Raw genomic sequence first — 23,752 nt, 5'->3', positions numbered from 1 at the left:
TGGTGTTGTAGCTAAAATCTTTGCATAAGATTTGACGAACCACTAGTAAAAAGGGCATCATTTGATGCCCTTTTTCTGCGCTGAAAAAAGAGTTGGGTGTTTTGGCATCAATTTTAGCTCTTAGCAAAGAATTAAACGGTCTTTTTGACTAAAATGACTGTTAGATGTGTTGTTTTGCAACGCAAAGGAATGTGCCCTGCAACAGCGGGGTTATTGTCGTCTATATTTAAGACTTATCACAGGTTGGTTTTATGAAAGCAAACGCTGAAACTCCTGATAGCTCAGGTGCAGCAGATACAATGAAGTGGGTAGTCGCTTTTGTACTGTTGGCTGCTGCTGTTGTGGGTAATTACCTGTATGGTGAATTGTCTGTTGTAATTCGCGCTGCAGGTGTAGTTGTGCTGATTGCTGCCGCACTAGGCGTTGCAGCAACAACAACTAAAGGTAAAGCTGCGATCGATTTTGCAAAAGAATCTCGTATGGAGATTCGTAAAGTTGTTTGGCCTACTCGCCAAGAAACTATGCAAACTACATTGATCGTTTTAGCTGTATGTATTGTTATGTCTCTAGTGCTTTGGGGAATTGACGGCATTATGGTCCGTTTAGTTTCTCTAGCGACTGGGGTGTAGAGGGTTCTGATTCATGAGTGAAGCTCCAAAAAAACGTTGGTATGTAGTTCAAGCCTTTTCTGGCTATGAAGGTCGTGTATCTCAATCGTTACGCGAACATATTAAAATGCACGACATGGAAGAGTTCTTTGGTGACGTTTTAGTACCTACTGAAGAAGTAGTGGAAATGCGTGCAGGTCAACGCCGTAAAAGCGAACGTAAGTTCTTCCCTGGCTACGTATTAGTGCAAATGATCATGAATGATGAATCATGGCACTTAGTACGCAGCATTCCTCGTGTTATGGGCTTCATTGGTGGTACCTCTGATCGTCCTGCACCAATCACTGACAAAGAAGCTGATGCTATCTTGAACCGTCTAGAGAAAGCGAGCGAGTCTCCACGTCCTAAGACAATGTTCGAAGCGGGTGAAGTGGTTCGTGTGAACGATGGTCCGTTTGCTGATTTCAACGGTACAGTTGAAGAAGTAGATTACGAGAAAAGCCGCATTAAGGTATCTGTATCGATCTTTGGTCGTGCAACACCGGTTGAGCTTGAATTTGGTCAAGTTGAAAAGCTGGACTAAAACTCTAACTTTTGAACAAGCTGTGGATAAATGCTTCATAAGTTGTTCAAAATAAAAGAGTATAAAAAACCACCTTTTTAGGGTTGTTAAAGGCGCGAATTATGATTATAATTTCGCGCCTTTTTGCTTCTATCGAAGTAATAAAGAGTTAATTGAAATTAAGGGGAGCTTGCCTTAGGGCTAGCGCATGTACCCAAAAATTAGGAAATATCATGGCTAAGAAAGTTGAAGCTTATATCAAACTGCAAGTTGCAGCTGGTATGGCAAACCCAAGTCCACCGGTTGGTCCTGCTCTAGGTCAACACGGCGTGAACATCATGGAATTCTGTAAAGCGTTCAACGCAAAAACAGAATCTGTTGAGAAAGGTCTACCTACTCCAGTAGTAATTACTGTTTACAACGACCGTTCTTTCACGTTCGTAACTAAGACTCCACCTGCTGCTGTTCTTCTTAAGAAAGCTGCTGGCGTTAAGTCTGGTTCAGGTCGTCCAAACACTGAGAAAGTTGGTACTGTAACTGACGCTCAAGTTCAGGAAATCGCAGAAACTAAAGCTGCTGATATGACTGGTGCTGACATCGAAGCAATGAAGCGTTCTATTGCTGGTACTGCTCGTTCAATGGGCCTAGTGGTAGAGGGATAAGATCATGGCAAAACTTACTAAGCGTATGCGCGTAATCCGCGACAAAGTTGAAGTAACTAAAGAATACGAAATCAACGAAGCTGTTGCTCTTCTTAAAGAACTAGCGACTGCTAAATTCGTTGAGTCTGTAGATGTTGCTGTTAACCTAGGCATCGATGCTCGTAAATCTGACCAAAACGTACGTGGCGCAACTGTGCTACCTCACGGTACTGGCCGTGAAATCCGCGTTGCTGTGTTCACTCAAGGTGCAAACGCAGAAGCAGCTAAAGCAGCTGGCGCAGATATCGTTGGTATGGAAGATCTTGCTGAGCAAGTGAAAAAAGGTGTAATGGACTTTGACGTTGTTGTTGCTTCTCCTGATGCAATGCGCGTTGTTGGTCAGCTAGGTACAATCCTAGGTCCACGCGGTCTAATGCCAAACCCTAAAGTTGGTACTGTAACTCCTAACGTTGCTGAAGCGGTTAAGAACGCTAAAGCTGGTCAGGTTCGTTACCGTAACGACAAGAACGGTATCATCCACACTACTATCGGCAAAGCATCTTTCGAAGCTAACCAGCTTCAAGAGAACCTAGAAGCACTTCTAGTGGCTCTTAAGAAAGCTAAGCCTTCTTCAGCGAAAGGTACTTTCCTGAAGAAAGTAAGCATCTCTACTACGATGGGTGCTGGTGTTACTGTTGATCAAGCTAGTCTTGACACTCAAGCAAACTAATTTGCTTTGGCGCAGATTTGGTGTATACTTCTGCGCCTAATATTTGTGGTTGGGTGGTTTTTGAAGCAATTCATAACCGTCTATCCCAAGACCGTAGGCGCTAAACCTTTTTAAGGTGAAGCTTAATAAAACCTACGTAGGCGATGTTGTCGTTTGAAATGAATTTATTCATTTTTGAATAACATCGTAAACGCTCAATGTATTTTATATTGAGTGCTGTAATCACAACCAGAGGTTAATCCAAATGGCTTTAAATCTTCAAGACAAAAAAGCAATTGTTGCTGAAGTCAACGAAGCAGCCAGTGGTGCACTTTCTGCAGTTGTAGCTGACTCTCGTGGCGTTACTGTTGGCGCGATGACTTCTCTACGTAAACAAGCTCGCGAAGCGGGTGTTTACATGAGAGTTGTTCGTAACACACTAGCACGCCGTGCAGTAGAAGGTACTGAGTATGAGTGTCTACAAGACACATTTACTGGTCCTAGCCTACTTGCGTTCTCTAACGAGCACCCTGGTGCTGCAGCGCGTCTTTTCAAAGACTTCGCTAAAGAGAACAAAACATTCGAGATCAAAGCTGCTGCATTTGAAGGCGCAGTTACTGATGCTGATGTACTAGCGACACTACCAACTTACGACGAAGCTATCGCACGCCTAATGATGTGCATGAAAGAAGCTTCTGCTGGCAAGCTGGTTCGTACTATCGCTGCTGTTCGCGACCAAAAAGAAGAAGCTGCGGCATAAGCCTTGCTTTTCACTGGTTGCTATTTAAACTTATTGTTGACTTAAAAGAGAATTGTTATGTCTATTACTAACGAGCAAATCCTAGACGCAGTTGCAGAAATGTCTGTAATGCAAGTTGTTGAGCTTATCGAAGCTATGGAAGAAAAATTCGGTGTTACTGCTGCTGCTGCAGTTGTAGCTGGTGGTGCTTCTGCTGAAGCTGCTGCTGAGCAAACTGAATTCGACGTTATCCTTACTGCTGCTGGCGCTAACAAAGTACAAGTTATCAAAGCTGTACGTGGCGCAACTGGCCTAGGTCTTAAAGAAGCTAAAGGTCTTGTAGACTCAGCTCCTGCAGCGCTTAAAGAAGGCGTTGACAAAGCTGAAGCTGAAGCTCTTAAAGCACAGCTAGAAGAAGTTGGCGCTTCTGTTGAAATCAAGTAATTATTACTTAATTTCCTAGCCGCAAGGCTATTGGCTGGTGGTTTATTAACCACCGGCCTTTTTGCGCTGTAGGGCTATGACGAATTTCCCGCTGTTTAACCGTCATAATCCGAGCAAAAAAACGGTCATTTTTTCGAAATGACTGTTCAACTACAGTAAACAGCTGTTTGTCACCGCCCCCTCTGAAGAGTGTTTTGGGTGGTTTGGGTCACTTATCAGCGAGCTGAGGAACCCCATGGTTTACTCTTATACCGAGAAAAAGCGCATCCGTAAGGATTTTGGTACTCGTCCACAAGTTTTGGACATTCCATACCTGTTATCGATCCAGCTTGATTCTTTCGATAAATTCATCGAACAGGATCCTGAAGGTCAATACGGTCTTGAAGCTGCTTTCCGTTCTGTATTTCCAATTCAGAGCTACAACGGCAATTCTGAGCTGCAATACGTTAGCTACCGTCTTGGTGAGCCAGTTTTTGACGTTAAAGAATGTCAAATCCGCGGTGTAACTTACTCAAAGCCACTACGCGTAAAACTACGTCTAGTTATCTTTGATCGAGACGCACCAGCAGGCACTGTAAAAGACATTAAAGAACAAGAAGTCTACATGGGCGAAATTCCGCTTATGACAGACAATGGTACTTTCGTAATTAATGGTACCGAGAGGGTTATCGTATCCCAGCTGCACCGAAGCCCAGGCGTGTTCTTCGACAGTGATAAGGGTAAGACCCACTCATCAGGTAAAGTTCTTTATAACGCACGTGTAATTCCTTACCGTGGCTCATGGTTAGACTTTGAGTTCGATCCTAAGGATAACTTATTCGTACGTATCGACCGTCGTCGTAAGCTACCAGCATCGATTATTCTTCGTGCACTTGGTAAATCGACTGAAGAGATCCTAGATCTGTTCTTCGACAAGGTAAACTTCGAAGTTAAAGACCAAACTCTACTTATGGAGTTGGTTCCTGATCGTCTACGTGGTGAAACTGCGTCATTCGACATCGAATCAAACGGTAAAACTTACGTTGAGACTGGTCGTCGTGTTACTGCTCGCCATATCCGTCAACTTGAAAAAGATGGCGTTGAGCACATCGAAGTACCAGTAGAGTACATCGTTGAAAAGATTGCTGCGAAAGATTACATCAACGAAGCAACTGGCGAGATCATCGTTGGCGCAAACCAAGAGATTAGCCTAGAAGCTCTTGCTAACCTGTCTCAAGCAGGTCACAAGACTCTAGAAGTGCTGTTCACGAATGACCTAGACCATGGTCCATTCATGTCAGACACTCTACGTGCGGATAGCACAGTAGATCGCATCTCTGCATTGGTAGAAATCTACCGCATGATGCGCCCTGGCGAGCCACCAACGAAAGAAGCTGCAGAATCATTGTTCGAAAGCCTATTCTTCTCTGAAGATCGTTACGACCTATCAACTGTAGGCCGTATGAAATTCAACAGCTCTATCGAGCGTGAAGAAGAAGAAGAGCGCGGTACTCTGGATGAATCAGACATCATCGAAGTGATGAAGAAACTGATCGGCATCCGTAACGGTATTGGTGAAGTGGACGATATCGACCACCTTGGCAACCGTCGTATCCGTTCTGTAGGTGAAATGGCAGAAAACCAATTCCGTGTTGGTCTAGTTCGTGTAGAACGTGCCGTTAAAGAGCGCCTAAGCCTTGGTGACCTTGATGCAATCATGCCTCAAGATCTTATCAACGCTAAGCCGATCTCTGCTGCAGTTAAAGAATTCTTTGGCTCTTCACAGCTTTCACAGTTTATGGACCAAAACAACCCATTGTCAGAAGTTACGCACAAACGTCGTATCTCTGCTTTAGGTCCTGGTGGTCTTACTCGTGAGCGCGCAGGCTTCGAAGTACGTGACGTTCACGTAACTCACTACGGTCGTCTATGTCCGATCGAAACGCCTGAAGGTCCAAACATCGGTCTAATTAACTCGCTATCTGCGTTTGCACGTTGTAACGATTACGGTTTCCTAGAAACTCCGTACCGTCGTGTAGTAGATGGTGTAGTAACAGAAGAAGTTGATTACCTGTCTGCAATCCAGGAAGGTCAATTCGTAATCGCGCAAGCAAACACTATTCTTACAGAAGAAGGTACGTTTGCAGATGAGCTAATCACAGCTCGTCAAAAAGGTGAATCTGGTCTTCACCCACGCGAGCACGTTGACTACATGGACGTTGCGACAAACCAAGTAGTATCTATCGCTGCTTCGCTTATCCCGTTCCTAGAACACGATGATGCGAACCGTGCATTGATGGGTGCCAACATGCAACGTCAAGCGGTACCGACACTTAGAGCTGATAAGCCTCTAGTCGGTACTGGTATTGAACGTAACATCGCAGTTGACTCTGGTGTTACAGCGGTTGCTAAACGTGGTGGTCAAGTTCAGTCTGTAGACGCTTCTCGTATCGTAGTTAAGGTTAACGAAGATGAATTGGTACCTGGCGAAGCTGGTATCGATATCTACAACCTAACTAAGTACACGCGTTCGAACCAAAACACATGTATTAACCAACGTCCAACTGTACTTCCTGGCGAACCAGTTGCACGCGGTGATGTTCTTGCTGATGGTCCTTCAACTGACCTTGGTGAACTTGCTCTTGGCCAAAACATGCGTATCGCATTCATGCCTTGGAACGGTTACAACTTCGAAGACTCGATCTTAGTATCTGAGCGCGTAGTTCAAGAAGACCGTTTCACGACAATCCACATTCAAGAACTATCTTGTGTGGCTCGTGATACTAAGCTGGGTTCTGAAGAGATCACAGCTGATATTCCAAACGTAGGTGAGTCTGCTCTGTCTAAACTAGACGAGTCAGGTATCGTTTACATTGGTGCTGAAGTTAAGGGTGGCGACATCCTAGTTGGTAAAGTAACCCCTAAAGGTGAAACTCAACTGACTCCTGAAGAGAAGCTACTACGTGCTATCTTCGGTGAGAAAGCATCTGATGTTAAAGATACTTCTCTACGTGTACCAAACTCTGTTTCGGGTACTATCATCGATGTACAAGTCTTCACTCGCGATGGCGTAGAGAAAGACAAACGTGCACTTGAAATCGAACAGATGCAGCTTAAAGAAGCTAAGAAAGATCTAACTGAAGAGTTCCAAATTCTTGAGGGTGGTCTTCTTAACCGTGTTAAAGCTGTACTTCTGTCTGGTGGTTACTCTGAAGCTAAGCTTGATACTATCGGTCGTAAGCAATGGCTAGAGCAAGTTCTAGAAGACGATGCGCTACAAACACAGCTTGAGCAACTTGCTGAGCAGTGGGATGAGCTAAAAGCAGACTTCGATAAGAAGTTTGAAACTAAGCGTCGTAAAATCACTCAAGGTGATGATCTAGCGCCTGGCGTTCTTAAGATTGTTAAAGTTTACCTAGCGGTTAAACGTCGTATCCAGCCTGGTGATAAGATGGCCGGTCGTCACGGTAACAAAGGTGTAATCTCTAAGATTAACCCTGTTGAAGACATGCCATACGATGAGAAAGGTCAGCCTGTAGACATCGTACTTAACCCGCTGGGTGTACCATCGCGTATGAACATCGGTCAGATCCTAGAAGTTCACTTAGGTTTGGCTGCGAAAGGTATCGGTGACAAGATCAACCAAATGGTTAAGGAACAACAAGAACTGCATAAGTTCCGTGAGTTCCTACAGAAGGTTTATGATCTTGGTGATACTCGTCAGAAAGTTGATATTGCTGAACTGTCTGATGATCAAGTTCGTACACTGATTAAGAACCTACGTGGCGGTCTACCGATTGCTACTCCTGTGTTCGACGGTGCTTCTGAGTCTCTAATCAAAGAACTACTTAAACTGGGTGATCTGCCAGAATCTGGTCAGCTTAAACTGTTTGATGGTCGTACTGGTGATTCGTTTGAGCGTCCTGTAACTGTTGGTTACATGTACATGCTGAAACTAAACCACTTGGTTGATGACAAGATGCATGCTCGTTCAACTGGTTCTTACAGCCTAGTAACTCAGCAACCACTTGGTGGTAAAGCTCAGTTCGGTGGTCAGCGTTTCGGTGAGATGGAAGTATGGGCACTAGAAGCATACGGTGCTGCATATACTCTACAAGAAATGCTAACAGTTAAGTCGGATGACGTTAACGGCCGTACTAAGATGTATAAGAACATCGTAGATGGCAACCATAGCATGGAACCTGGCATGCCAGAATCGTTCAACGTACTGTTGAAAGAGATTCGCTCGCTAGGTATCAACATCGAGCTAGAAGACGAAGAGTAATCCCTCTTTTTTATAAAGAAGATTGGATTACTTGGTAAAGGGGGCTCACTTTAGTCGGTGAGCTCCTTTAACTCCTTACAGGAGCTGAACGTGAAAGACTTATTAAACTTTCTAAAAGCACAGCATAAGACCGAAGAATTTGATGCAATCAAAATCGGTCTATCTTCACCAGACACGATCCGTTCGTGGTCTTTTGGTGAAGTTAAAAAGCCAGAAACAATTAACTATCGTACGTTCAAACCTGAACGTGATGGTCTGTTCTGTGCACGTATTTTTGGTCCAGTTAAAGACTACGAATGTCTTTGTGGCAAATACAAGCGCCTGAAGCACCGTGGTGTTATCTGTGAGAAGTGTGGCGTTGAAGTTACACAAACTAAAGTTCGTCGTGACCGTATGGGCCACATCGAGCTTGCTTCACCAGTTGCTCACATCTGGTTCCTAAAATCACTACCGTCTCGTATCGGTCTACTAATGGATATCCCTCTGCGTGATATCGAACGTGTTCTTTACTTCGAAATGTACGTAGTAACTGAACCGGGTATGACTGATCTAGAAAAATCTCAGATGCTTACTGAAGAAGAGTACCTGGATCGTCTAGAAGAGTGGGGTGACGAATTCACTGCTAAGATGGGTGCTGAAGCGATCAAAGATCTGCTTTCAACAATGGACCTTCATCAAGAAGTGGAAGAAATGCGCGAAGAGTTGGAAACAACTAACTCTGAAACTAAGCGTAAGAAAGTTACTAAGCGTTTGAAGCTAGTTGAAGCGTTCATCTCTTCAGGCAACAAGCCTGAGTGGATGATCCTAACTGTACTTCCAGTGCTACCGCCAGATCTTCGTCCTCTAGTACCTCTAGATGGCGGTCGTTTTGCGACTTCAGATCTGAACGACCTTTACCGTCGTGTGATCAACCGTAACAACCGTTTGAAGCGTCTTCTAGAGCTAGCGGCTCCAGACATCATCGTACGTAACGAAAAACGTATGCTGCAAGAGTCTGTTGATGCCCTTCTAGATAACGGTCGTCGCGGTCGTGCGATCACGGGTTCTAACAAGCGTCCTCTGAAATCTCTTGCTGATATGATCAAGGGTAAACAAGGTCGTTTCCGTCAGAACCTTCTAGGTAAACGTGTAGACTACTCTGGCCGTTCTGTAATCACAGTAGGTCCATACCTTCGTCTACATCAGTGTGGTCTTCCTAAGAAGATGGCACTTGAGCTATTTAAGCCGTTCATCTACAGCAAGCTAGAAACTCGTGGCATGGCTACGACAATCAAAGCTGCTAAGAAAATGGTAGAGCGCGAAGAAGCGATCGTTTGGGATATCCTAGACGAAGTTATCCGTGAACACCCAGTACTGCTTAACCGTGCACCTACACTTCACCGTCTAGGTATCCAAGCGTTTGAACCAGTACTAATCGAAGGTAAAGCGATTCAGCTTCACCCACTAGTGTGTGCGGCATACAACGCCGACTTCGATGGTGACCAAATGGCTGTACACGTGCCTCTAACTCTAGAAGCACAGCTTGAAGCTCGTACCCTAATGATGTCGACGAATAACATTCTGTCGCCAGCATCAGGTGATCCGATCATCGTACCTTCTCAGGACGTTGTATTGGGTCTTTACTACATGACACGTGACAAGATCAACGTGAAAGGTGAAGGTATGTACCTTGCTGGCCCTGCTGAGGCTGAAAAGGCATACCGTACTAAGACTGCTGAGCTGCATGCTCGCGTTAAAGTACGTATCACTGAAACAGTAGTAGACGAAGACGGCAATAGCACAACGAATACTGGCCTAGTTGATACGACTGTAGGTCGTGCAATGCTATGGCAGATCGTTCCATCTGGCCTGCCGTACAGCATCGTTAACCAGAAGTTAGGTAAGAAGCAAATTTCTAACCTACTAAACGAGTGTTACCGTAAGCTTGGTCTAAAAGATACAGTAGTATTTGCTGACCAAATCATGTACGCAGGTTTCGCATACGCGGCACTTTCTGGTGTTTCTGTAGGTATCAACGATATGGTTGTTCCTCAAGCGAAATACGATGAAATTGAATCTGCTGAAGAAGAAGTTCGCGAAATCCAAGAGCAATTCCAATCTGGTCTTGTTACTGCGGGTGAGCGTTACAACAAAGTTATCGATATCTGGGCGTCTACGAATGACCGCGTTGCGAAAGCAATGATGGATAACCTTTCTTCTGAAACAGTTATTAACCGTGACGGCGAAGAAGAACAGCAAGAATCGTTCAACAGCATCTACATGATGGCCGATTCAGGCGCACGTGGTTCTGCAGCTCAGATTCGTCAGCTAGCAGGTATGCGTGGTCTGATGGCGCGTCCAGATGGTTCTATCATCGAAACGCCGATCACTGCGAACTTTAAAGAAGGTCTAAACGTCCTTCAGTACTTTATCTCAACGCACGGTGCTCGTAAGGGTCTTGCGGATACAGCACTGAAAACAGCTAACTCGGGTTACCTAACTCGTCGTCTAGTAGACGTAGCACAAGACGTTGTAGTACACGAACATGACTGTGGCACGCATGAAGGTATCGACATGATGCCTCACATCGAAGGTGGTGACGTTAAAGTTGCACTTTCTGAGCTTGCTCTTGGTCGTGTAGTTGCTGAAGATGTTCTTAAGCCTGGTACTGAAGATGTACTGATTCCACGTAATACTCTGATTGATGAGAAGTGGTGTCAAATCATGGAAGACAACTCTGTAGATAGCATGAAAGTGCGCTCAGTTGTTACCTGTGATGCAGACTTCGGTTGTTGTGCACAGTGTTACGGTCGTGACCTAGCACGTGGCCACCTAGTGAACCAAGGTGAAGCAGTTGGTGTTATCGCTGCACAATCTATCGGTGAACCGGGTACACAGCTTACAATGCGTACGTTCCACATCGGTGGTGCGGCATCTACTGCAGCAGCAGAGAACAGCATCCAAGCTAAGACAACTGGTACTGTGAAACTTCACAATGCTAAGTTTGTAGTTAACAAAGATAAGAAACTGGTTATCACTTCTCGTGCATCTGAGATGACGATTATTGATGAATTCGGCCGTACGAAAGAGAAGCACAAACTTCCTTACGGTTCGATGCTAACCAAAGGCGACAACGCAGCAGTTACTGCTGGTGAAGTTGTAGCTAACTGGGAAGCGCATACCATGCCAATCATCACTGAAGTGGCAGGTCGTATCCAATTCGTAGATATGATCGATGGTATTACAGTTTCTCGTCAAACTGACGATCTAACGGGTCTTTCTTCAAGTGAAGTAACAGACGCAGCAGCTCGCCCAGCAGCAGGTAAAGATATGCGTCCAGCTATCAAACTTGTTGATGAGCAAGGTAACGACGTAATGATCCCTGGTACTGATATGCCAGCTCACTACTTCCTACCTGGCAAAGCGATTGTAAACATCGAAGATGGCGCTGAAGTTGGCATTGGTGACACACTATCTCGTATCCCTCAAAAATCGAGCGGAAACAAAGATATCACCGGTGGTCTACCACGCGTAGCTGATCTATTCGAAGCTCGTAAGCCTAAAGAGCCTGCGATCCTTGCTGAGCACACAGGTACTGTGTCGTTTGGTAAAGAAACGAAAGGTAAGCGTCGTCTAGTAATCACTCGTGAAGGCGGTGACGCTTACGAAGAGATGATTCCTAAGCATCGTCAATTGAACGTGTTCGAAGGTGAGAAGATTGAACGTGGTGATGTAATCGCCGACGGTCCTGAAACTCCACACGATATTCTGCGTCTACGTGGTATCCACGCAGTAACTCAGTACATCGCGAACGAAGTTCAAGAAGTTTACCGCTTACAAGGCGTAAAGATTAACGATAAGCACATTGAGACTATCGTTCGTCAAATGCTACGTAAGTGTACAATCACTCATTCTGGTGACTCTCCGTTCCTACCTGGCGAACAAGTTGAGTACCACAATGTTAAGATTGCTAACCGTAAGCTAGAAGCTGAAGGTAAAGAACTAGTACGTTTCGAACGTGATCTACTAGGTATTACTAAAGCATCTCTTGCAACTGAGTCATTCATCTCAGCTGCATCGTTCCAAGAAACGACTCGCGTACTAACAGAAGCTGCGGTTTCTGGTAAGCGTGATGACCTTCGCGGTCTGAAAGAGAACGTAATTGTTGGTCGTCTGATCCCAGCTGGTACTGGTTTCGCATACCACCAAGAGCGTCAAAAGCAACGTGAAGAAGAGCAAGAAGGTCCTTCAGCTGAACAAGCTACTGACAATCTAGCAGCACTTCTAAACGCTGGTTTCTCTTCAGAAGAGTAAGCTCTACGAGTAGTCTCTAAGAGATAAGAAAAAAGGCACCTTCGGGTGCCTTTTTTGTATCTGGCGTATAGGTGTTTAACGAGAGGCTTATAGATTAGAAGTTGATAGGTATGCTTGCTTATTGATTACTTGTCGATTGGTTGGCTGGTGGACTTAGTTGATAGTACTCTCTCGAAGGCTGTTTGCGTGTTTACAGGGAGCCGCTGAGGATGAAACCGGTGAGAAGTGTTACGTCGGGTTATCGCGAAACATCAGAGTAGGGACGAACCAATAGGCTCTGGTAAAAGAGTTGGATGTGTTAGGTAAGGCTACAGACAAAACAAAAAGCTTGCACAGAGGCAAGCTTAGAAGATGTTAAGCCATTAAGCTCCTGGTGGAACCGCTAGGCTGTCGGCAATTTGTTGTATCAGCTGGTCTTCAACCGCAAACCTCGCCTCAAGAATCTCACCAACGAGTGATAGCTCACTATCAAAGCTCTCTAATGTATCGCTAGCTTCAATGGCAGCATATTTATCGGTGAAATTTAGTAGTGGGTCTGTGGTGAGAACGATATGACCATAAGACTGGTTGATTTCGTCTGTTGCTTTGAAGCCCGTAGACTGCCATTTGTCCATCACCATGTCATAGATTTTGAAATGACCTTCGGAGATGTAATCAACAAGATGTTGGCTGAATTTTTGGAGCGCTTCTGGAGAAGGCAGTTCGGTGATTGCAGTTGTTTTCGACGATGAAGGCTGTAGAGCGGCAAGCCTACAATACTCAACGATTAGGGACTGTCGAGTTTCGAGCCAATGATCGATGACCTCATTAGAGCCACCCCATTGTTCTTGTACTTGTTTGAATTTATTTAGCATGACCATGTCCTCATGATCTGATCACAACCTTGTGATCAAGTAATTGCCTAAGCAGGGTCCATTTTATTGGTAGCTACTAAAAGTAATAGGTTTGAATTATTCTCTGCTACAACTCTAGTATGAAATTAGATTGCCAGTAAAATGAACGAACTGCAAGCAATGAGGTATAGGGATGTTAAAAAAAAGTGATAACAAAATGACAGAGCAAGCTTATTGGTGCGTCGTTTCAGGTAGTGATATTTGGGTTAATAATGATCAGTTTCCTTTTGGTTCAGCTGAAGAGCTAGAGCTGAGTGTTGAACATGCAATCTGTATTGGTCAGCATCAAGGTCGTAAGGTGTATTGGCTCAACGACTGTGATGTTGAGAGTGAGCTGACCATGATAAACCTACGTGAGTTATTACACTGGCCTGAATCGAGTTTTCTGATTGCAAGCAAAGCTATCCAGTATGGGCACATGACACAAAGCATGCGTTTTTGTCCTCAGTGTGGCGGTCGTAATCACCTCAATCATAATCAGGTGGCAATGCAATGCGGAGACTGCCGAACGCTTCATTATCCTCGTATCTTCCCATGCATCATTGTCGCTGTACGTAACGACAACAATATATTGCTTGCACAGCACCCTAGACATAAAACTGGTATGTATACCGTGATAGCGGGCTTCCTAGAGGTTGGAGAAACCTTAGAGCAGTGTGTGGCAAGAGAAGTCAAAGAAGAGACCGGTATTGATGTGAGCAATATCCGTTACTTTGGCAGCCAACCATGGGCGTTTCCGTCGAGTATGATGATGGGCTTTCTCGCTGATTACGCTGGTGGTACGCTTAAGCCTGACTACAGTGAGCTCTCAGATGCTCAATGGTTTGATGTGACACGTCTTCCCGAAGTGGCTCCTGTTGGAACGATTGCGAGACAGTTGATTGAAACAACCGTTGATGACGTGATGAAAGATAGTGTGACGGAGCAGACGATAGAGTACTAATTTACCTATGATAGTATTTGGCCTATAGGTGGTCAAAAGCTAAAAAAAACCCTCCACAAGTGGAGGGGGTAAGTAAGATGTCGTTATGAGATGCTGAGTAGTGACTACTCAGATGTTATAATTGTAATTTTCGCTAGCGAACAAATTTTTAACATGCTCCTGCAATTGGGTGCAAATTAAGCATTGATTTAAAAGTTAATAACTTGATCTAGGTTGCAAAGCACACAGCTTTTACCCTTCAATCAGTGTTAGAATACTTGCCATCAAAACTAGACAAGATTGAATTGGAATTTAACGGAATGACCGAATTAAAAAACGATCGCTATTTACGCGCACTTTTAAAACAGCCTGTTGATTACACACCAGTATGGATGATGCGCCAAGCTGGCCGCTACCTTCCAGAATACAAAGCAACGCGCGCTGAAGCGGGCGATTTCATGTCTTTGTGCAAAAACGCTGAACTAGCATCAGAAGTAACACTTCAACCTTTACGTCGTTTCCCGCTTGATGCGGCAATCTTGTTCTCTGACATCCTAACTATCCCTGATGCAATGGGCTTAGGCTTGTACTTTGAAACTGGTGAAGGTCCTAAGTTTGAACGTCCTATCACATGTAAAGCTGACGTAGAGAAGATTGGCCTACCTGATCCAGAAGGCGAACTTCAATACGTAATGAATGCTGTTCGTCAGATCCGTAAAGATCTGAAAGGCGAAGTGCCATTGATTGGTTTCTCTGGTAGCCCTTGGACATTGGCAACTTACATGGTTGAAGGCAGCAGCTCGAAGGCGTTTACTAAGATCAAGAAGATGATGTACGCAGAGCCACAAACACTGCATTTACTTCTAGATAAGCTGGCTGACACTGTTATTGAATACCTGAACGCGCAAATTAAAGCGGGTGCTCAATCGGTAATGGTATTTGATACATGGGGTGGTGTACTTACTCCGCGTGACTACAATCTGTTCTCACTGCAGTACATGCATAAAATTGTAGACGGCCTAATCCGTGAAAATGAAGGTCGCCGTGTACCGGTTACTCTGTTCACTAAGAACGGTGGCATGTGGCTAGAATCTATCGCAGCGACTGGCTGTGATGCGGTGGGCCTAGACTGGACAATCAATATTGCGGATGCAAAAGCGCGTATTGGCGATAAAGTGGCTCTACAAGGCAACATGGACCCATCAGTGCTTTACGCACAACCTGAGCGTATTCGTGAAGAAGTCGGCACTATCCTTGAAGGTTTTGGTGACGGCGGTACTGGTCACGTATTTAACCTTGGCCATGGTATTCACCTAGATGTGCCACCAGAGAATGCTGGGGTATTTGTGGACGCAGTTCATGACCTATCTAAGCCATACCATAAGTAATTAAGTATGTGTTTTTAGAAAAAGCGCTGTCGAGAAATCGGCAGCGCTTTTTTATTACCTTTTATCCGTATCCAATATCGGCTTCATCATCGTGGGTGTGCAGCTAATTAGGTATTTGGATCATAGTAGGCCAAATGCTCCGAGATGTGCTTTTGGATGTAAGGAATAACGTCACTCTCAAACCAAGGGTTCTTCTTGAGCCAGATATTATTGCGTGGTGAAGGGTGGGGAAGTGGCAAAAAATCAGGTGCCCACCTTTGCCAATTATGCACGGTTTCTGTCAGTGTGCTGGTGGTTTTATTTGTCAGGTAATAGTTTTGTGCGTATTGGCCTATCAGCAGTGTCATTTGGATGTTGGGTAACGATTGCAGCACTTTGTTATGCCAAAGCTCCGTGCACTCTTTACGTGGTGGGAGATCGCCACTATTTCCCTTTCCCGGATAACAAAACCCCATAGGAACAATCGCGACTTTTTGTTCGTCATAAAACGTATCGCTGTCTATCCCTAACCATTCTCTTAATCGTTCGCCACTGGCATCATTCCAAGGGATCGATGACTCATGAACCTTGATACCGGGTGCTTGCCCAATGATAAGCAAGCGCGCGTTTGGATGCGCTTGAATCACCGGGTTGGCACCGTGTGACAGGTGAGCCTCACAAGCTCGGCATTGTCGAATCTCTTTGAGTAACGATGAGGACATCAGTAGCCTTTATCAAAATCGATGACATGGTTAAGTTTAAAGCCATCTCGCCACTGTTGGTAGTTCTCGGCGAAGATCCCTACCACCTGCCTTGGCTCACTCAGCGCTGCAATGTGCGGGGTGATGGTCACTTGCGGCAATGTCCAGAAAGGGTGTTCCTGGGAGAGGGGCTCACTTTCAAACACATCCAAGAAAGCGTGCTCAACCCATTTATTCTTAATCGCAAGCAGCAAGGCTTTGTTATCTAAGCTCTCTCCTCTGCCAACATTAAAGAGCAGCACATTCGAGCAGTAACTTAAGGTCGTTTGATTGAGTAATTGATAGGTTTCAGCGGTTGATGGCAAGGTGTTGACCACAATATCCGCTTGCTTAAGGGCAGCCTCTATCTCATTGATGTGGAAAGTGTCTTTAAAGGTCTCTTGCTTTGATGGGATGCCGGTACGGTTGACTCCAATGGTATGAATACCAAAGGCAGTTGCGGTTTTCGCTAGATGACTTCCGATTGAACCTGTTCCTAAAATCACCATGGTTTTGTCAGTTAGGCTAGTATATAGCTGTGGCTGCCAGCTTCGTTGTGCTTGTTGCTGGTGGTAGTGAGGGAAGTGTCTAAAGTGGCTGATCGTGTAACCTAACACGTATTCAGCAATCGCAGAGCCGAAGATGCCTTTGACGTTGGTCAGCGTATAATCTTGACGCAGATCCGGCTGAGTGAGTCTATTGATTCCTGCGTAGGTACTTTGTACCCAGTCTAGATGTTTAAACTCATTAAGTCGCTCCGCTATTAAAGGAGGAGAAGCCAGCACGATCTCAGCTAATTCGGGGTTTTGAGTGATTTCGAGGCCAGGTAACCCTTGGTTTAGAATCAGTTGCGTATAAGTATCGTCATGCTCAGTAAGAATATAGAGCTTATTCGTAAAATTGTTCATCGGCCTACCTTTTCCATCCTAGGTTTATCAAGTACACTTTCGCTGTCTTTTTCTGCAATTATTGAGTGACTATGCTTCAGAATCCACTGCAGGTTCGTCTAGAAAAGTTAGAACCTTGGCAACAAATTACCTTTATGGCGTGTCTATGTGAGCGTATGTACCCTAACTATGCCATGTTTTGTGAGAATACAGAATTTGCGGAAGCTCGAATCTATCGTGATGTTTTGGATAGCATTTGGGAAATCCTAACCGTTAAAACGGCAAAGGTGAATTTTGAGCGTCAGCTTGAGAAAGTCGAAGAGCTATTCCCAAGTGGAGATGATTTTGATTTTTACGGTGTTTACCCTGCTATGGACGCGTGCCAAGGCTTGGCAACGTTAATTCATGGCTTACTTGATCGTGAACATCTGCTTGAAACTGTAATTAAAGTGAGTCAACAATCGGTGAAGACGGTTGCTGAGCTTGAGTTTGCTCAAGGCGCTGAAGAAGTGACAAACGAAAACCAGAAAGAAAACGAAGCGGTGTGTGAAGAGTGGGATGTTCAGTGGGCCATTTTCCGACCTCTACGTGAAACGACTGAGCGTGACCTAGAGCTGATCAAAGATCTACGCCACGAACTGCGTGAAGATCCAGTAAGTAACATTGGTGTCGCGTTATAATTCGCTATCGCATCAAAGTACGAATAAAAACAAAGGCTCCCTAGGGAGCCTTTGTTGTATCTGACGGTATCAAATTGAGATTAAGCGTCTTTGCTGTCTTCTTTTTGAACCTTGTCTTCATCCGCTGACTTTGAGTCTGAGGTGTCGTTGTCTGTTAGAGTTTTTTCCTCTAGCTCGTCCTCTTCATCGCGGTTTTCGATAACACCGTGTGTTTCTTTCCATTGTTCCCAACGCTGAAACGCCAGTTCTTGCATGTCAGTCGTCTTATCTGCTTCGTCGACGATCTCTTCGCCCACTAGGTGCTCAAAGATATCTTCTAGGGTGATGATGCCCTGAATCGTACCGTACTCGTCTACCACCAAGGAAAGCTGCAGGCGGTTTGCCATCATTTGGTCAAAGGCTTTAGCCAAGCCCATATTGTTCAGCAATACGTGGATTGGGCGCATTACTTCACCCAGAGCTTTCTCGCCACAACCCGCTTGTTGCAATCTAAACAGCTCCAGACGGTGAACAAAACCAATGATGTTGTCAGTTTGCTCGCTGTAAACCAATGGGCGCGAGAATGGTGTATCTTTGTGTTGCTCTAGGAACGTATTCACGCTCATTTCGGCATCGACGCGGAATACAACAGGGCGCGGCGTCATTACTTGAGTCACGGGCACATCTTGAATGCCTAATAGGTTGCTCAGAATTTTTGATTCGCCTTCAGCAAACTCACCACTCTCTTTTGCCAAAATAGCCATTGCAGACAGCTCATCACGCATTTTTGGTGCTTGGTGGCCACGAGCAAGACGTTTGGTGATCTGTTCTGAGAACCAGACAAACGGTGTAAGAAAGAAAACCATCCAGCGAAGTACGTTTGATGATGCTGGGGCAAGTTGACGCCAGTAGGTTGCACCAATGGTTTTTGGAACAATTTCAGACAAAACCAAAATACCCAAAGTCAGTACGGCAGAGAATACACCCAACCATTGGCTACCAAAAACCACAGCCGCTTGTGCACCTGCCGTCGCAGCACCGATTGTGTGCGCGATGGTGTTGAGCGTTAAAATTGACGCGAGCGGGCGGTCAATGTCTGTTTTCAGTTTGTCTAAAGACTCTGCTGCAGGGTGCCCATTTTGTTTTAGTTGAGCAATGTAGCTCGGACTAATACTCAAAAGTACAGCTTCTAAAACAGAACAAATGAAAGAAACTCCAATAGCAATGGAGACGTAAATAGTTAGCAGCAGCATGTTTGCCCTTAAATTAAATTGTACGCTTTAGCAGCGATTCAGCGTGGATTATAGAGATAAAGTAGTAGCTAGGTCATCATTAATTTGCCTCTCAGCCCCTTTTAAACAAGGGCTTGCTCAATAAAATCAGTAACAAATTGTGAGTTATTACTCATATTATGGCTAAAACTACGGCATTAGAGCTAAAGATCGACGACAAACCTTTGCCAGATGGGGCATTTATGTTTTAGAGTAAATTGAATTCAAAAATACAAAGAAGGGAAACCTAAAATGAACAAGACTCAATTAATCGACTTTATTGCTGAAAAAGCGGACCTTTCTAAAGCACAAGCTAAAGCTGCTCTAGAAGCGACTCTTGGTGGTGTTACAGATGCTCTTAAAGATGGCGATCAAGTTCAGCTAATTGGTTTTGGTACTTTTAAAGTAAACCACCGTGCAGCTCGCACTGGTCGTAACCCAAAAACTGGTGATGAGATCCAAATCGCTGCTGCAAATGTTCCAGCATTTGTTGCAGGTAAAGCGCTGAAAGATTCAGTGAAATAATCTAAACTGTACCGAGGTAGTCGTATTCCACCTCGGTACAGGTTTTTATGAAAAAAGCATTTCTTCTCGTTTCACTGTTATCTACATTTCTCATTGGCTGTTCATCAACCAGCCCTCGCAAAAACCTAGAGCAATTTGAAACTCACACCGGCGGCCAAGTCATGGGCGACGCGACAAGTTTTTACTGGGTTACCAATAAGCTAACACAACCTCATACTTCAGCTGACTACGTCACTGTTGGCGATTACGGCTGGTACCAAAGTGACTATGCTTGGTCGGAAGGTATACTTCGTGAATTCGTTCGTGAAGGTGAACAGCGTAATTCATCGAATAAGCTAGTGCCTTATCGTGTTCATGTGCGCTTCAACAAGTCAGGCGAGGCTGTGTATCAGCAGTATCGTATTGACAGTAAAATCTTACCTATCCAAGCGAAGCAGCTTGAAAACTATCAGAAAGAAGCGACGTCGGTTTTAGAGACCACAGCGAAGCAGCATGATGAAGGGCTTAGGCTGATTCAGGGTTACTGGAATGGCAGCTCTTTTAAAACGTGCGCTGGTGGTGAGTTTGATCGCATTGAATTTAACCAGACCTTGCCTGGCTTCGTAATTGATCGATTGGCGTCTGTGGAAAGCTATGCGGCGTTTCTTGGCGGTGATTTACTAGGTAAGATGAGTGTAGAAGAGTTACTGATGTTGGCTGAAGACAGTCATGATTGTGTCGTAAGACCATCATTGCTGAAAGAATAGAAAGCAATCAAAGAATTAAGAGTATTTGGCCTACTGTAGGCTAAGTGCTTATTTGTCTGTACATGTACAGATTCCTAGAACGATTGAGTAATAAAAAGGCGCCTATCGAGGCGCCTTTTGCTGTTATTCGCTTACTGTCATTTGAAAGTAAGTGAGCAACAAGAGTGATTACTGCTCTTGTTCGCGTGCAATCGCGCGGTAACCAATGTCATTGCGGTGGAACATACCATTCCAGCTAACTTGCTTAGTTAACGCGTAAGCGCGCTCCTGAGCTTCAGAAACCGTATTGCCCAGTGCAGTTGCACATAGCACGCGGCCGCCGTTTGTCACAACGTCGCCAGCTTCGTTATTTGTGGTACCTGCATGGAAAACCTTTTGGCCTTCAACTTCGCTTGTAGGTAGCGAAATAACGTCACCTTTTGTGTAGTCAGCAGGGTAACCGCCAGCTGCAAGAACAACACCGATAGAAGCGCGTGGATCCCACTTCGATTCTGCTTCATCGAGTTTCTCGTCGATAGCCATTAGGCAAAGCTCAACAAGATCTGACTCCATACGCATCATGATAGGTTGTGTTTCTGGATCGCCGAAGCGGCAGTTGTATTCGATAACTTTAGGTGTGCCGTCAGCATCGATCATTAGGCCAGCGTAAAGGAAACCTGTGTAAGGTGCGCCTTCCGCGTCCATGCCACGTACCGTTGGATAGATAACTTCCTCAAGGATACGGTTGTGGATTTCTGGAGTCACGACCGGCGCAGGAGAGTAAGCACCCATACCGCCCGTGTTAGGGCCTGTATCTTTGTCGCCAACACGCTTGTGGTCTTGGCTGGTGGCCATAGGCAGTACGCTAGAGCCGTCAACCATCACGATGAAGCTTGCTTCTTCGCCTTCAAGGAACTCTTCGATAACCACGCGGCTGCCTGCTTCGCCAAATGCGTTGCCTGCTAGCATGTCTTTGATTGCGTCTTCAGCTTCTTCAAGGGTCATCGCAACGATAACGCCTTTACCTGCTGCAAGACCGTCAGCTTTTACTACGATTGGAGCGCCTTGCTCACGAACGTAAGCGATAGCTGGCTCAATCTCAGTGAAGTTTGAGTAGTAACCTGTTGGGATCTCATGACGATCTAGGAAGTCTTTAGTGAATGCTTTAGAGCCTTCAAGCTGTGCTGCGGCTTGAGTTGGGCCAAAGATTGGCAAACCTACTTCGCGAAATGCATCAACCACACCGATAACCAAAGGCGCTTCAGGGCCAACGATGGTCAGTTCGATTTTTTTATCTTGAGCAAACGCGACTAAACCAGCGATGTCTTCAACGCCGATGTTTACGTTCTCAAGTTTCGGTTCAAGTGCAGTACCTGCGTTACCTGGAGCAATGAATACCGTTTCAACATTTGGGTTTTGTGCCGCTTTCCAACCCAAAGCATGTTCTCTACCGCCAGCACCAATAATAAGTACATTCATGTTTTAAAATCCTTATAGCTGCTTCAGGGCCTTTATTTCGGTGTCAAACATGCTCACTTATGGTCATAAGCTCCGCGTGTTTTCCTTGAACTAAAGTCGCTGACTTGCTCTACGTATTTCAAATATCGGAATATTTAAAAAACAAAATTATAAGTTTTGCTCAAAGTAGTTGGTGATGTTGCTAGGCAGCAATTGAGCCCATCCCCGGGAGCATATCCACTATGTGACCGGGGTGGGCGAAAGCAGCTAACGACGCCACATTGCCAAATACGAAGAGGAAATTAGTGGCGAAAGTGACGCATGCCCGTAAAGATCATCGCCATGCCGTGTTCGTCTGCTGCGGCGATAACTTCGTCATCACGCATAGAGCCGCCCGGTTGGATAACACACTTGATGCCCGCTTCTGCTGCCGCGTCGATACCGTCACGGAATGGGAAGAATGCATCCGATGCCATTGCACACCCTTCAACAACTAAACCTTCGTCAGCAGCCTTGATGCCTGCGATTTTCGCAGAATAAACGCGGCTCATTTGGCCTGCGCCGACACCAATCGTCATGTCGCCTTTCGAGTAAACAATCGCGTTAGATTTCACGTATTTCGCTACTTTCCAGCAGAACAGTGCATCTTTTAGTTCTTCAGCTGTTGGTTGGCGCTTAGAAACCACTTTAAGGTCATCTTCAGACACCATGCCTTGGTCGCGGTCTTGAACGAGCAAGCCACCGTTAACGCGTTTCACGTCAAAGCCAGTCGTCTTAGTTGTCCACTCACCACACTCAAGCAGGCGAAGGTTTTTCTTAGCCGCTACGATTGCGACTGCTTCAGCAGAAACAGATGGTGCAATGATAACCTCAACGAATTGACGCTCAGTGATAGCCGTTGCTGTTGCTGCGTCTAGCTCACGGTTGAACGCAATGATGCCGCCAAATGCAGACGTTGGGTCTGTTTTGAATGCACGGTCGTAAGCTTCTAGGATGTCTTCACCTAGTGCAACACCACATGGGTTAGCGTGCTTAACGATGACACATGCTGGCTGGTCGAACTCTTTCACACACTCAAGTGCTGCGTCAGTGTCAGCGATGTTGTTGTAAGAAAGTGCTTTACCTTGAATTTGGCGAGCAGTAGAAACAGATGCTTCTTCAGGGTTCGCTTCAACGTAGAATGCTGCTGCTTGGTGGCTGTTCTCACCGTAGCGCATGTCTTGTTTCTTCTCGAACTGCTGATTGAAAGTACGTGGGAATTTACTCTCATTGTCACCGTCTTTGTTCTCTCCGTAAGAAGGAACCATGGTGCCGAAGTAGTTAGCGATCATGCCGTCGTAAGAAGCAGTGTGCTCAAATGCTGCGATAGCGAGGTCGAAACGAGTCTCTAGCGTTAGAGACTTCTCGTTAGCGTCCATTTCAGTTACAACGCGCTCGTAGTCGTGTGCGTTTACAACGATAGTCACGTCTTTGTGGTTTTTCGCTGCAGAACGAACCATTGTTGGACCGCCGATGTCGATGTTCTCAACAGCGTCAGCAAGGGTACAACCTTCTTTAGCAACGGTTTCTGCGAATGGGTATAGGTTTACAACAACCATATCGATAGGGTTGATACCGTGAGTTTCCATCACGTCATCATCTTGGCCACGACGGCCTAGAACACCACCATGAACTTTAGGATGCAGAGTCTTAACACGGCCATCCATCATTTCTGGGAAACCAGTGTAGTCAGATACTTCTGTAACAGAGATGCCTTTTTCAGCAAGCAGGCGAGCAGTGCCACCGGTAGATAGGATATCTACACCACGGTTAGCAAGAGCTTGTGCAAATTCAACGATACCAGTTTTGTCTGATACGCTGATGAGAGCGCGGCGAATTGGACGAGCGTTATTCATGCTTCCATCTTCCTCAAATTCATGGGGTTAAAATAAAGATATTTGCCAAAAAAGAACTTGTTTCTATCTTCTTAGCGTGGATTATCTTAGATACCAGTAAGAGATAAAATATTGGCCAGTTTTGGTAAAGACCTTTTGGGTTAGTCTTAT

General features: G+C 45.2%; 19 protein-coding genes. 13 read left to right on the top strand and 6 right to left on the bottom strand.

Translation table 11 applies throughout. The features are described 5' to 3' along the window. Window positions 1-251: 251 nt before the first annotated feature. The 8 genes from secE (at window position 252) to rpoC (ending at window position 12,260) form a co-directional block, all read left to right on the top strand. Window positions 252-629: a preprotein translocase subunit SecE gene (secE, locus tag BCU75_RS18360; protein WP_017096511.1), complete on the top strand. Its 378-nt coding sequence runs from the start codon at window positions 252-254 to the stop codon at window positions 627-629. A 13-nt stretch (window positions 630-642) separates the two neighbouring features. Further along, a complete protein-coding gene (gene nusG / locus BCU75_RS18355; RefSeq protein WP_012605006.1) occupies window positions 643-1,191 on the top strand; it encodes a transcription termination/antitermination protein NusG in 549 nt (182 codons plus the stop codon). A 212-nt stretch (window positions 1,192-1,403) separates the two neighbouring features. Beyond that, window positions 1,404-1,832, top strand: coding sequence for a 50S ribosomal protein L11 (gene rplK, locus BCU75_RS18350; RefSeq protein WP_010435555.1), 429 nt, complete (start codon window positions 1,404-1,406; stop codon window positions 1,830-1,832). A 4-nt stretch (window positions 1,833-1,836) separates the two neighbouring features. Then, the gene (rplA, locus tag BCU75_RS18345) at window positions 1,837-2,541 is read left to right on the top strand and encodes a 50S ribosomal protein L1 (RefSeq protein ID WP_017077557.1); all 705 of its coding nucleotides are present in this window, start codon (window positions 1,837-1,839) and stop codon (window positions 2,539-2,541) included. A gap of 244 nt (window positions 2,542-2,785) precedes the next feature. After that, entirely contained in the window at window positions 2,786-3,280 is a 495-nt protein-coding gene (rplJ, locus tag BCU75_RS18340; protein ID WP_017077558.1) for a 50S ribosomal protein L10, read from the top strand. A gap of 57 nt (window positions 3,281-3,337) precedes the next feature. Then, on the top strand, window positions 3,338-3,703 hold the full coding sequence (gene rplL / locus BCU75_RS18335; RefSeq protein ID WP_054548256.1) for a 50S ribosomal protein L7/L12: 366 nt from the start codon (window positions 3,338-3,340) through the stop codon (window positions 3,701-3,703). A gap of 235 nt (window positions 3,704-3,938) precedes the next feature. Next, entirely contained in the window at window positions 3,939-7,967 is a 4,029-nt protein-coding gene (gene rpoB / locus BCU75_RS18330) for a DNA-directed RNA polymerase subunit beta (RefSeq protein WP_029222057.1), read from the top strand. 90 nt (window positions 7,968-8,057) lie between these two features. Continuing rightward, a complete protein-coding gene (rpoC, locus tag BCU75_RS18325) occupies window positions 8,058-12,260 on the top strand; it encodes a DNA-directed RNA polymerase subunit beta' (protein ID WP_102474678.1) in 4,203 nt (1,400 codons plus the stop codon). A gap of 362 nt (window positions 12,261-12,622) precedes the next feature. Here rpoC and rsd read toward each other — a convergent pair whose 3' ends face one another. Continuing rightward, entirely contained in the window at window positions 12,623-13,120 is a 498-nt protein-coding gene (rsd, locus tag BCU75_RS18320) for a sigma D regulator (protein ID WP_102474677.1), read from the bottom strand. 166 nt (window positions 13,121-13,286) lie between these two features. On the opposite strand from rsd, the gene nudC reads away from it, so the two are divergent. Together nudC and hemE are read left to right on the top strand one after the other, a co-directional pair. Further along, window positions 13,287-14,096: an NAD(+) diphosphatase gene (gene nudC, locus BCU75_RS18315; protein WP_102474676.1), complete on the top strand. Its 810-nt coding sequence runs from the start codon at window positions 13,287-13,289 to the stop codon at window positions 14,094-14,096. Window positions 14,097-14,395: 299 nt separating this feature from the next. Further along, window positions 14,396-15,463, top strand: a complete 1,068-nt coding sequence (hemE, locus tag BCU75_RS18310; RefSeq protein ID WP_004729761.1) for a uroporphyrinogen decarboxylase — start codon at window positions 14,396-14,398, stop codon at window positions 15,461-15,463. A gap of 107 nt (window positions 15,464-15,570) precedes the next feature. Here the strand turns inward: hemE and BCU75_RS18305 are convergent, their stop codons facing one another. After that, window positions 15,571-16,164, bottom strand: a complete 594-nt coding sequence (locus tag BCU75_RS18305) for a uracil-DNA glycosylase family protein (protein ID WP_102474675.1) — start codon at window positions 16,162-16,164, stop codon at window positions 15,571-15,573. Then, on the bottom strand, window positions 16,164-17,090 hold the full coding sequence (locus tag BCU75_RS18300) for a D-2-hydroxyacid dehydrogenase (RefSeq protein WP_102474674.1): 927 nt from the start codon (window positions 17,088-17,090) through the stop codon (window positions 16,164-16,166). Before BCU75_RS18300 ends, BCU75_RS18305 begins: the two co-directional genes overlap by 1 nt. A 71-nt stretch (window positions 17,091-17,161) precedes the next feature. Here BCU75_RS18300 and BCU75_RS18295 point away from each other — a divergent pair, with 71 nt between their 5' ends. Next, the gene (locus tag BCU75_RS18295; RefSeq protein WP_004729756.1) at window positions 17,162-17,749 is read left to right on the top strand and encodes a YjaG family protein; all 588 of its coding nucleotides are present in this window, start codon (window positions 17,162-17,164) and stop codon (window positions 17,747-17,749) included. An 80-nt stretch (window positions 17,750-17,829) separates the two neighbouring features. Here the strand turns inward: BCU75_RS18295 and BCU75_RS18290 are convergent, their stop codons facing one another. Beyond that, complete coding sequence (locus BCU75_RS18290) at window positions 17,830-18,981, bottom strand: CNNM domain-containing protein (protein ID WP_102466653.1); 1,152 nt, start codon at window positions 18,979-18,981, stop codon at window positions 17,830-17,832. A 270-nt stretch (window positions 18,982-19,251) separates the two neighbouring features. Here BCU75_RS18290 and hupA point away from each other — a divergent pair, with 270 nt between their 5' ends. Both hupA and BCU75_RS18280 read left to right on the top strand, forming a co-directional pair. Beyond that, window positions 19,252-19,524, top strand: coding sequence for a nucleoid-associated protein HU-alpha (hupA, locus tag BCU75_RS18285; RefSeq protein ID WP_004729753.1), 273 nt, complete (start codon window positions 19,252-19,254; stop codon window positions 19,522-19,524). A 47-nt stretch (window positions 19,525-19,571) separates the two neighbouring features. Next, entirely contained in the window at window positions 19,572-20,270 is a 699-nt protein-coding gene (locus BCU75_RS18280) for a DUF1481 domain-containing protein (protein ID WP_102466652.1), read from the top strand. 168 nt (window positions 20,271-20,438) lie between these two features. Here BCU75_RS18280 and purD read toward each other — a convergent pair whose 3' ends face one another. Both purD and purH read right to left on the bottom strand, forming a co-directional pair. Further along, window positions 20,439-21,728 carry a phosphoribosylamine--glycine ligase gene (purD, locus tag BCU75_RS18275; RefSeq protein WP_102474673.1) on the bottom strand — a complete coding sequence of 430 codons (1,290 nt, stop codon included), beginning with the start codon at window positions 21,726-21,728 and terminating at the stop codon, window positions 20,439-20,441. A 281-nt stretch (window positions 21,729-22,009) separates the two neighbouring features. Continuing rightward, window positions 22,010-23,602: a bifunctional phosphoribosylaminoimidazolecarboxamide formyltransferase/IMP cyclohydrolase gene (purH, locus tag BCU75_RS18270; RefSeq protein ID WP_102474672.1), complete on the bottom strand. Its 1,593-nt coding sequence runs from the start codon at window positions 23,600-23,602 to the stop codon at window positions 22,010-22,012. Window positions 23,603-23,752: the final 150 nt, after the last annotated feature.

It is taken from the genome of Vibrio splendidus (assembly GCF_002873455.1).
Taxonomy (GTDB): domain Bacteria; phylum Pseudomonadota; class Gammaproteobacteria; order Enterobacterales; family Vibrionaceae; genus Vibrio; species Vibrio splendidus_J.
This window is presented reverse-complemented; position numbering and strand designations above follow the sequence as displayed.

What these genes read in the sequence shown, in the direction of transcription:
- secE (WP_017096511.1), top strand. Translation starts at nt 252, where the DNA reads ATGAAAGCAAACGCTGAAACTCCTGATAGCTCAGGTGCAGCAGATACA.
- nusG (WP_012605006.1), top strand. Translation starts at nt 643, where the DNA reads ATGAGTGAAGCTCCAAAAAAACGTTGGTATGTAGTTCAAGCCTTTTCT.
- rplK (WP_010435555.1), top strand. Translation starts at nt 1,404, where the DNA reads ATGGCTAAGAAAGTTGAAGCTTATATCAAACTGCAAGTTGCAGCTGGT.
- rplA (WP_017077557.1), top strand. Translation starts at nt 1,837, where the DNA reads ATGGCAAAACTTACTAAGCGTATGCGCGTAATCCGCGACAAAGTTGAA.
- rplJ (WP_017077558.1), top strand. Translation starts at nt 2,786, where the DNA reads ATGGCTTTAAATCTTCAAGACAAAAAAGCAATTGTTGCTGAAGTCAAC.
- rplL (WP_054548256.1), top strand. Translation starts at nt 3,338, where the DNA reads ATGTCTATTACTAACGAGCAAATCCTAGACGCAGTTGCAGAAATGTCT.
- rpoB (WP_029222057.1), top strand. Translation starts at nt 3,939, where the DNA reads ATGGTTTACTCTTATACCGAGAAAAAGCGCATCCGTAAGGATTTTGGT.
- rsd (WP_102474677.1), bottom strand. Translation starts at nt 13,120, where the DNA reads ATGGTCATGCTAAATAAATTCAAACAAGTACAAGAACAATGGGGTGGC.
- nudC (WP_102474676.1), top strand. Translation starts at nt 13,287, where the DNA reads ATGTTAAAAAAAAGTGATAACAAAATGACAGAGCAAGCTTATTGGTGC.
- hemE (WP_004729761.1), top strand. Translation starts at nt 14,396, where the DNA reads ATGACCGAATTAAAAAACGATCGCTATTTACGCGCACTTTTAAAACAG.
- BCU75_RS18305 (WP_102474675.1), bottom strand. Translation starts at nt 16,164, where the DNA reads ATGTCCTCATCGTTACTCAAAGAGATTCGACAATGCCGAGCTTGTGAG.
- BCU75_RS18300 (WP_102474674.1), bottom strand. Translation starts at nt 17,090, where the DNA reads ATGAACAATTTTACGAATAAGCTCTATATTCTTACTGAGCATGACGAT.
- BCU75_RS18295 (WP_004729756.1), top strand. Translation starts at nt 17,162, where the DNA reads ATGCTTCAGAATCCACTGCAGGTTCGTCTAGAAAAGTTAGAACCTTGG.
- BCU75_RS18290 (WP_102466653.1), bottom strand. Translation starts at nt 18,981, where the DNA reads ATGCTGCTGCTAACTATTTACGTCTCCATTGCTATTGGAGTTTCTTTC.
- hupA (WP_004729753.1), top strand. Translation starts at nt 19,252, where the DNA reads ATGAACAAGACTCAATTAATCGACTTTATTGCTGAAAAAGCGGACCTT.
- BCU75_RS18280 (WP_102466652.1), top strand. Translation starts at nt 19,572, where the DNA reads ATGAAAAAAGCATTTCTTCTCGTTTCACTGTTATCTACATTTCTCATT.
- purD (WP_102474673.1), bottom strand. Translation starts at nt 21,728, where the DNA reads ATGAATGTACTTATTATTGGTGCTGGCGGTAGAGAACATGCTTTGGGT.
- purH (WP_102474672.1), bottom strand. Translation starts at nt 23,602, where the DNA reads ATGAATAACGCTCGTCCAATTCGCCGCGCTCTCATCAGCGTATCAGAC.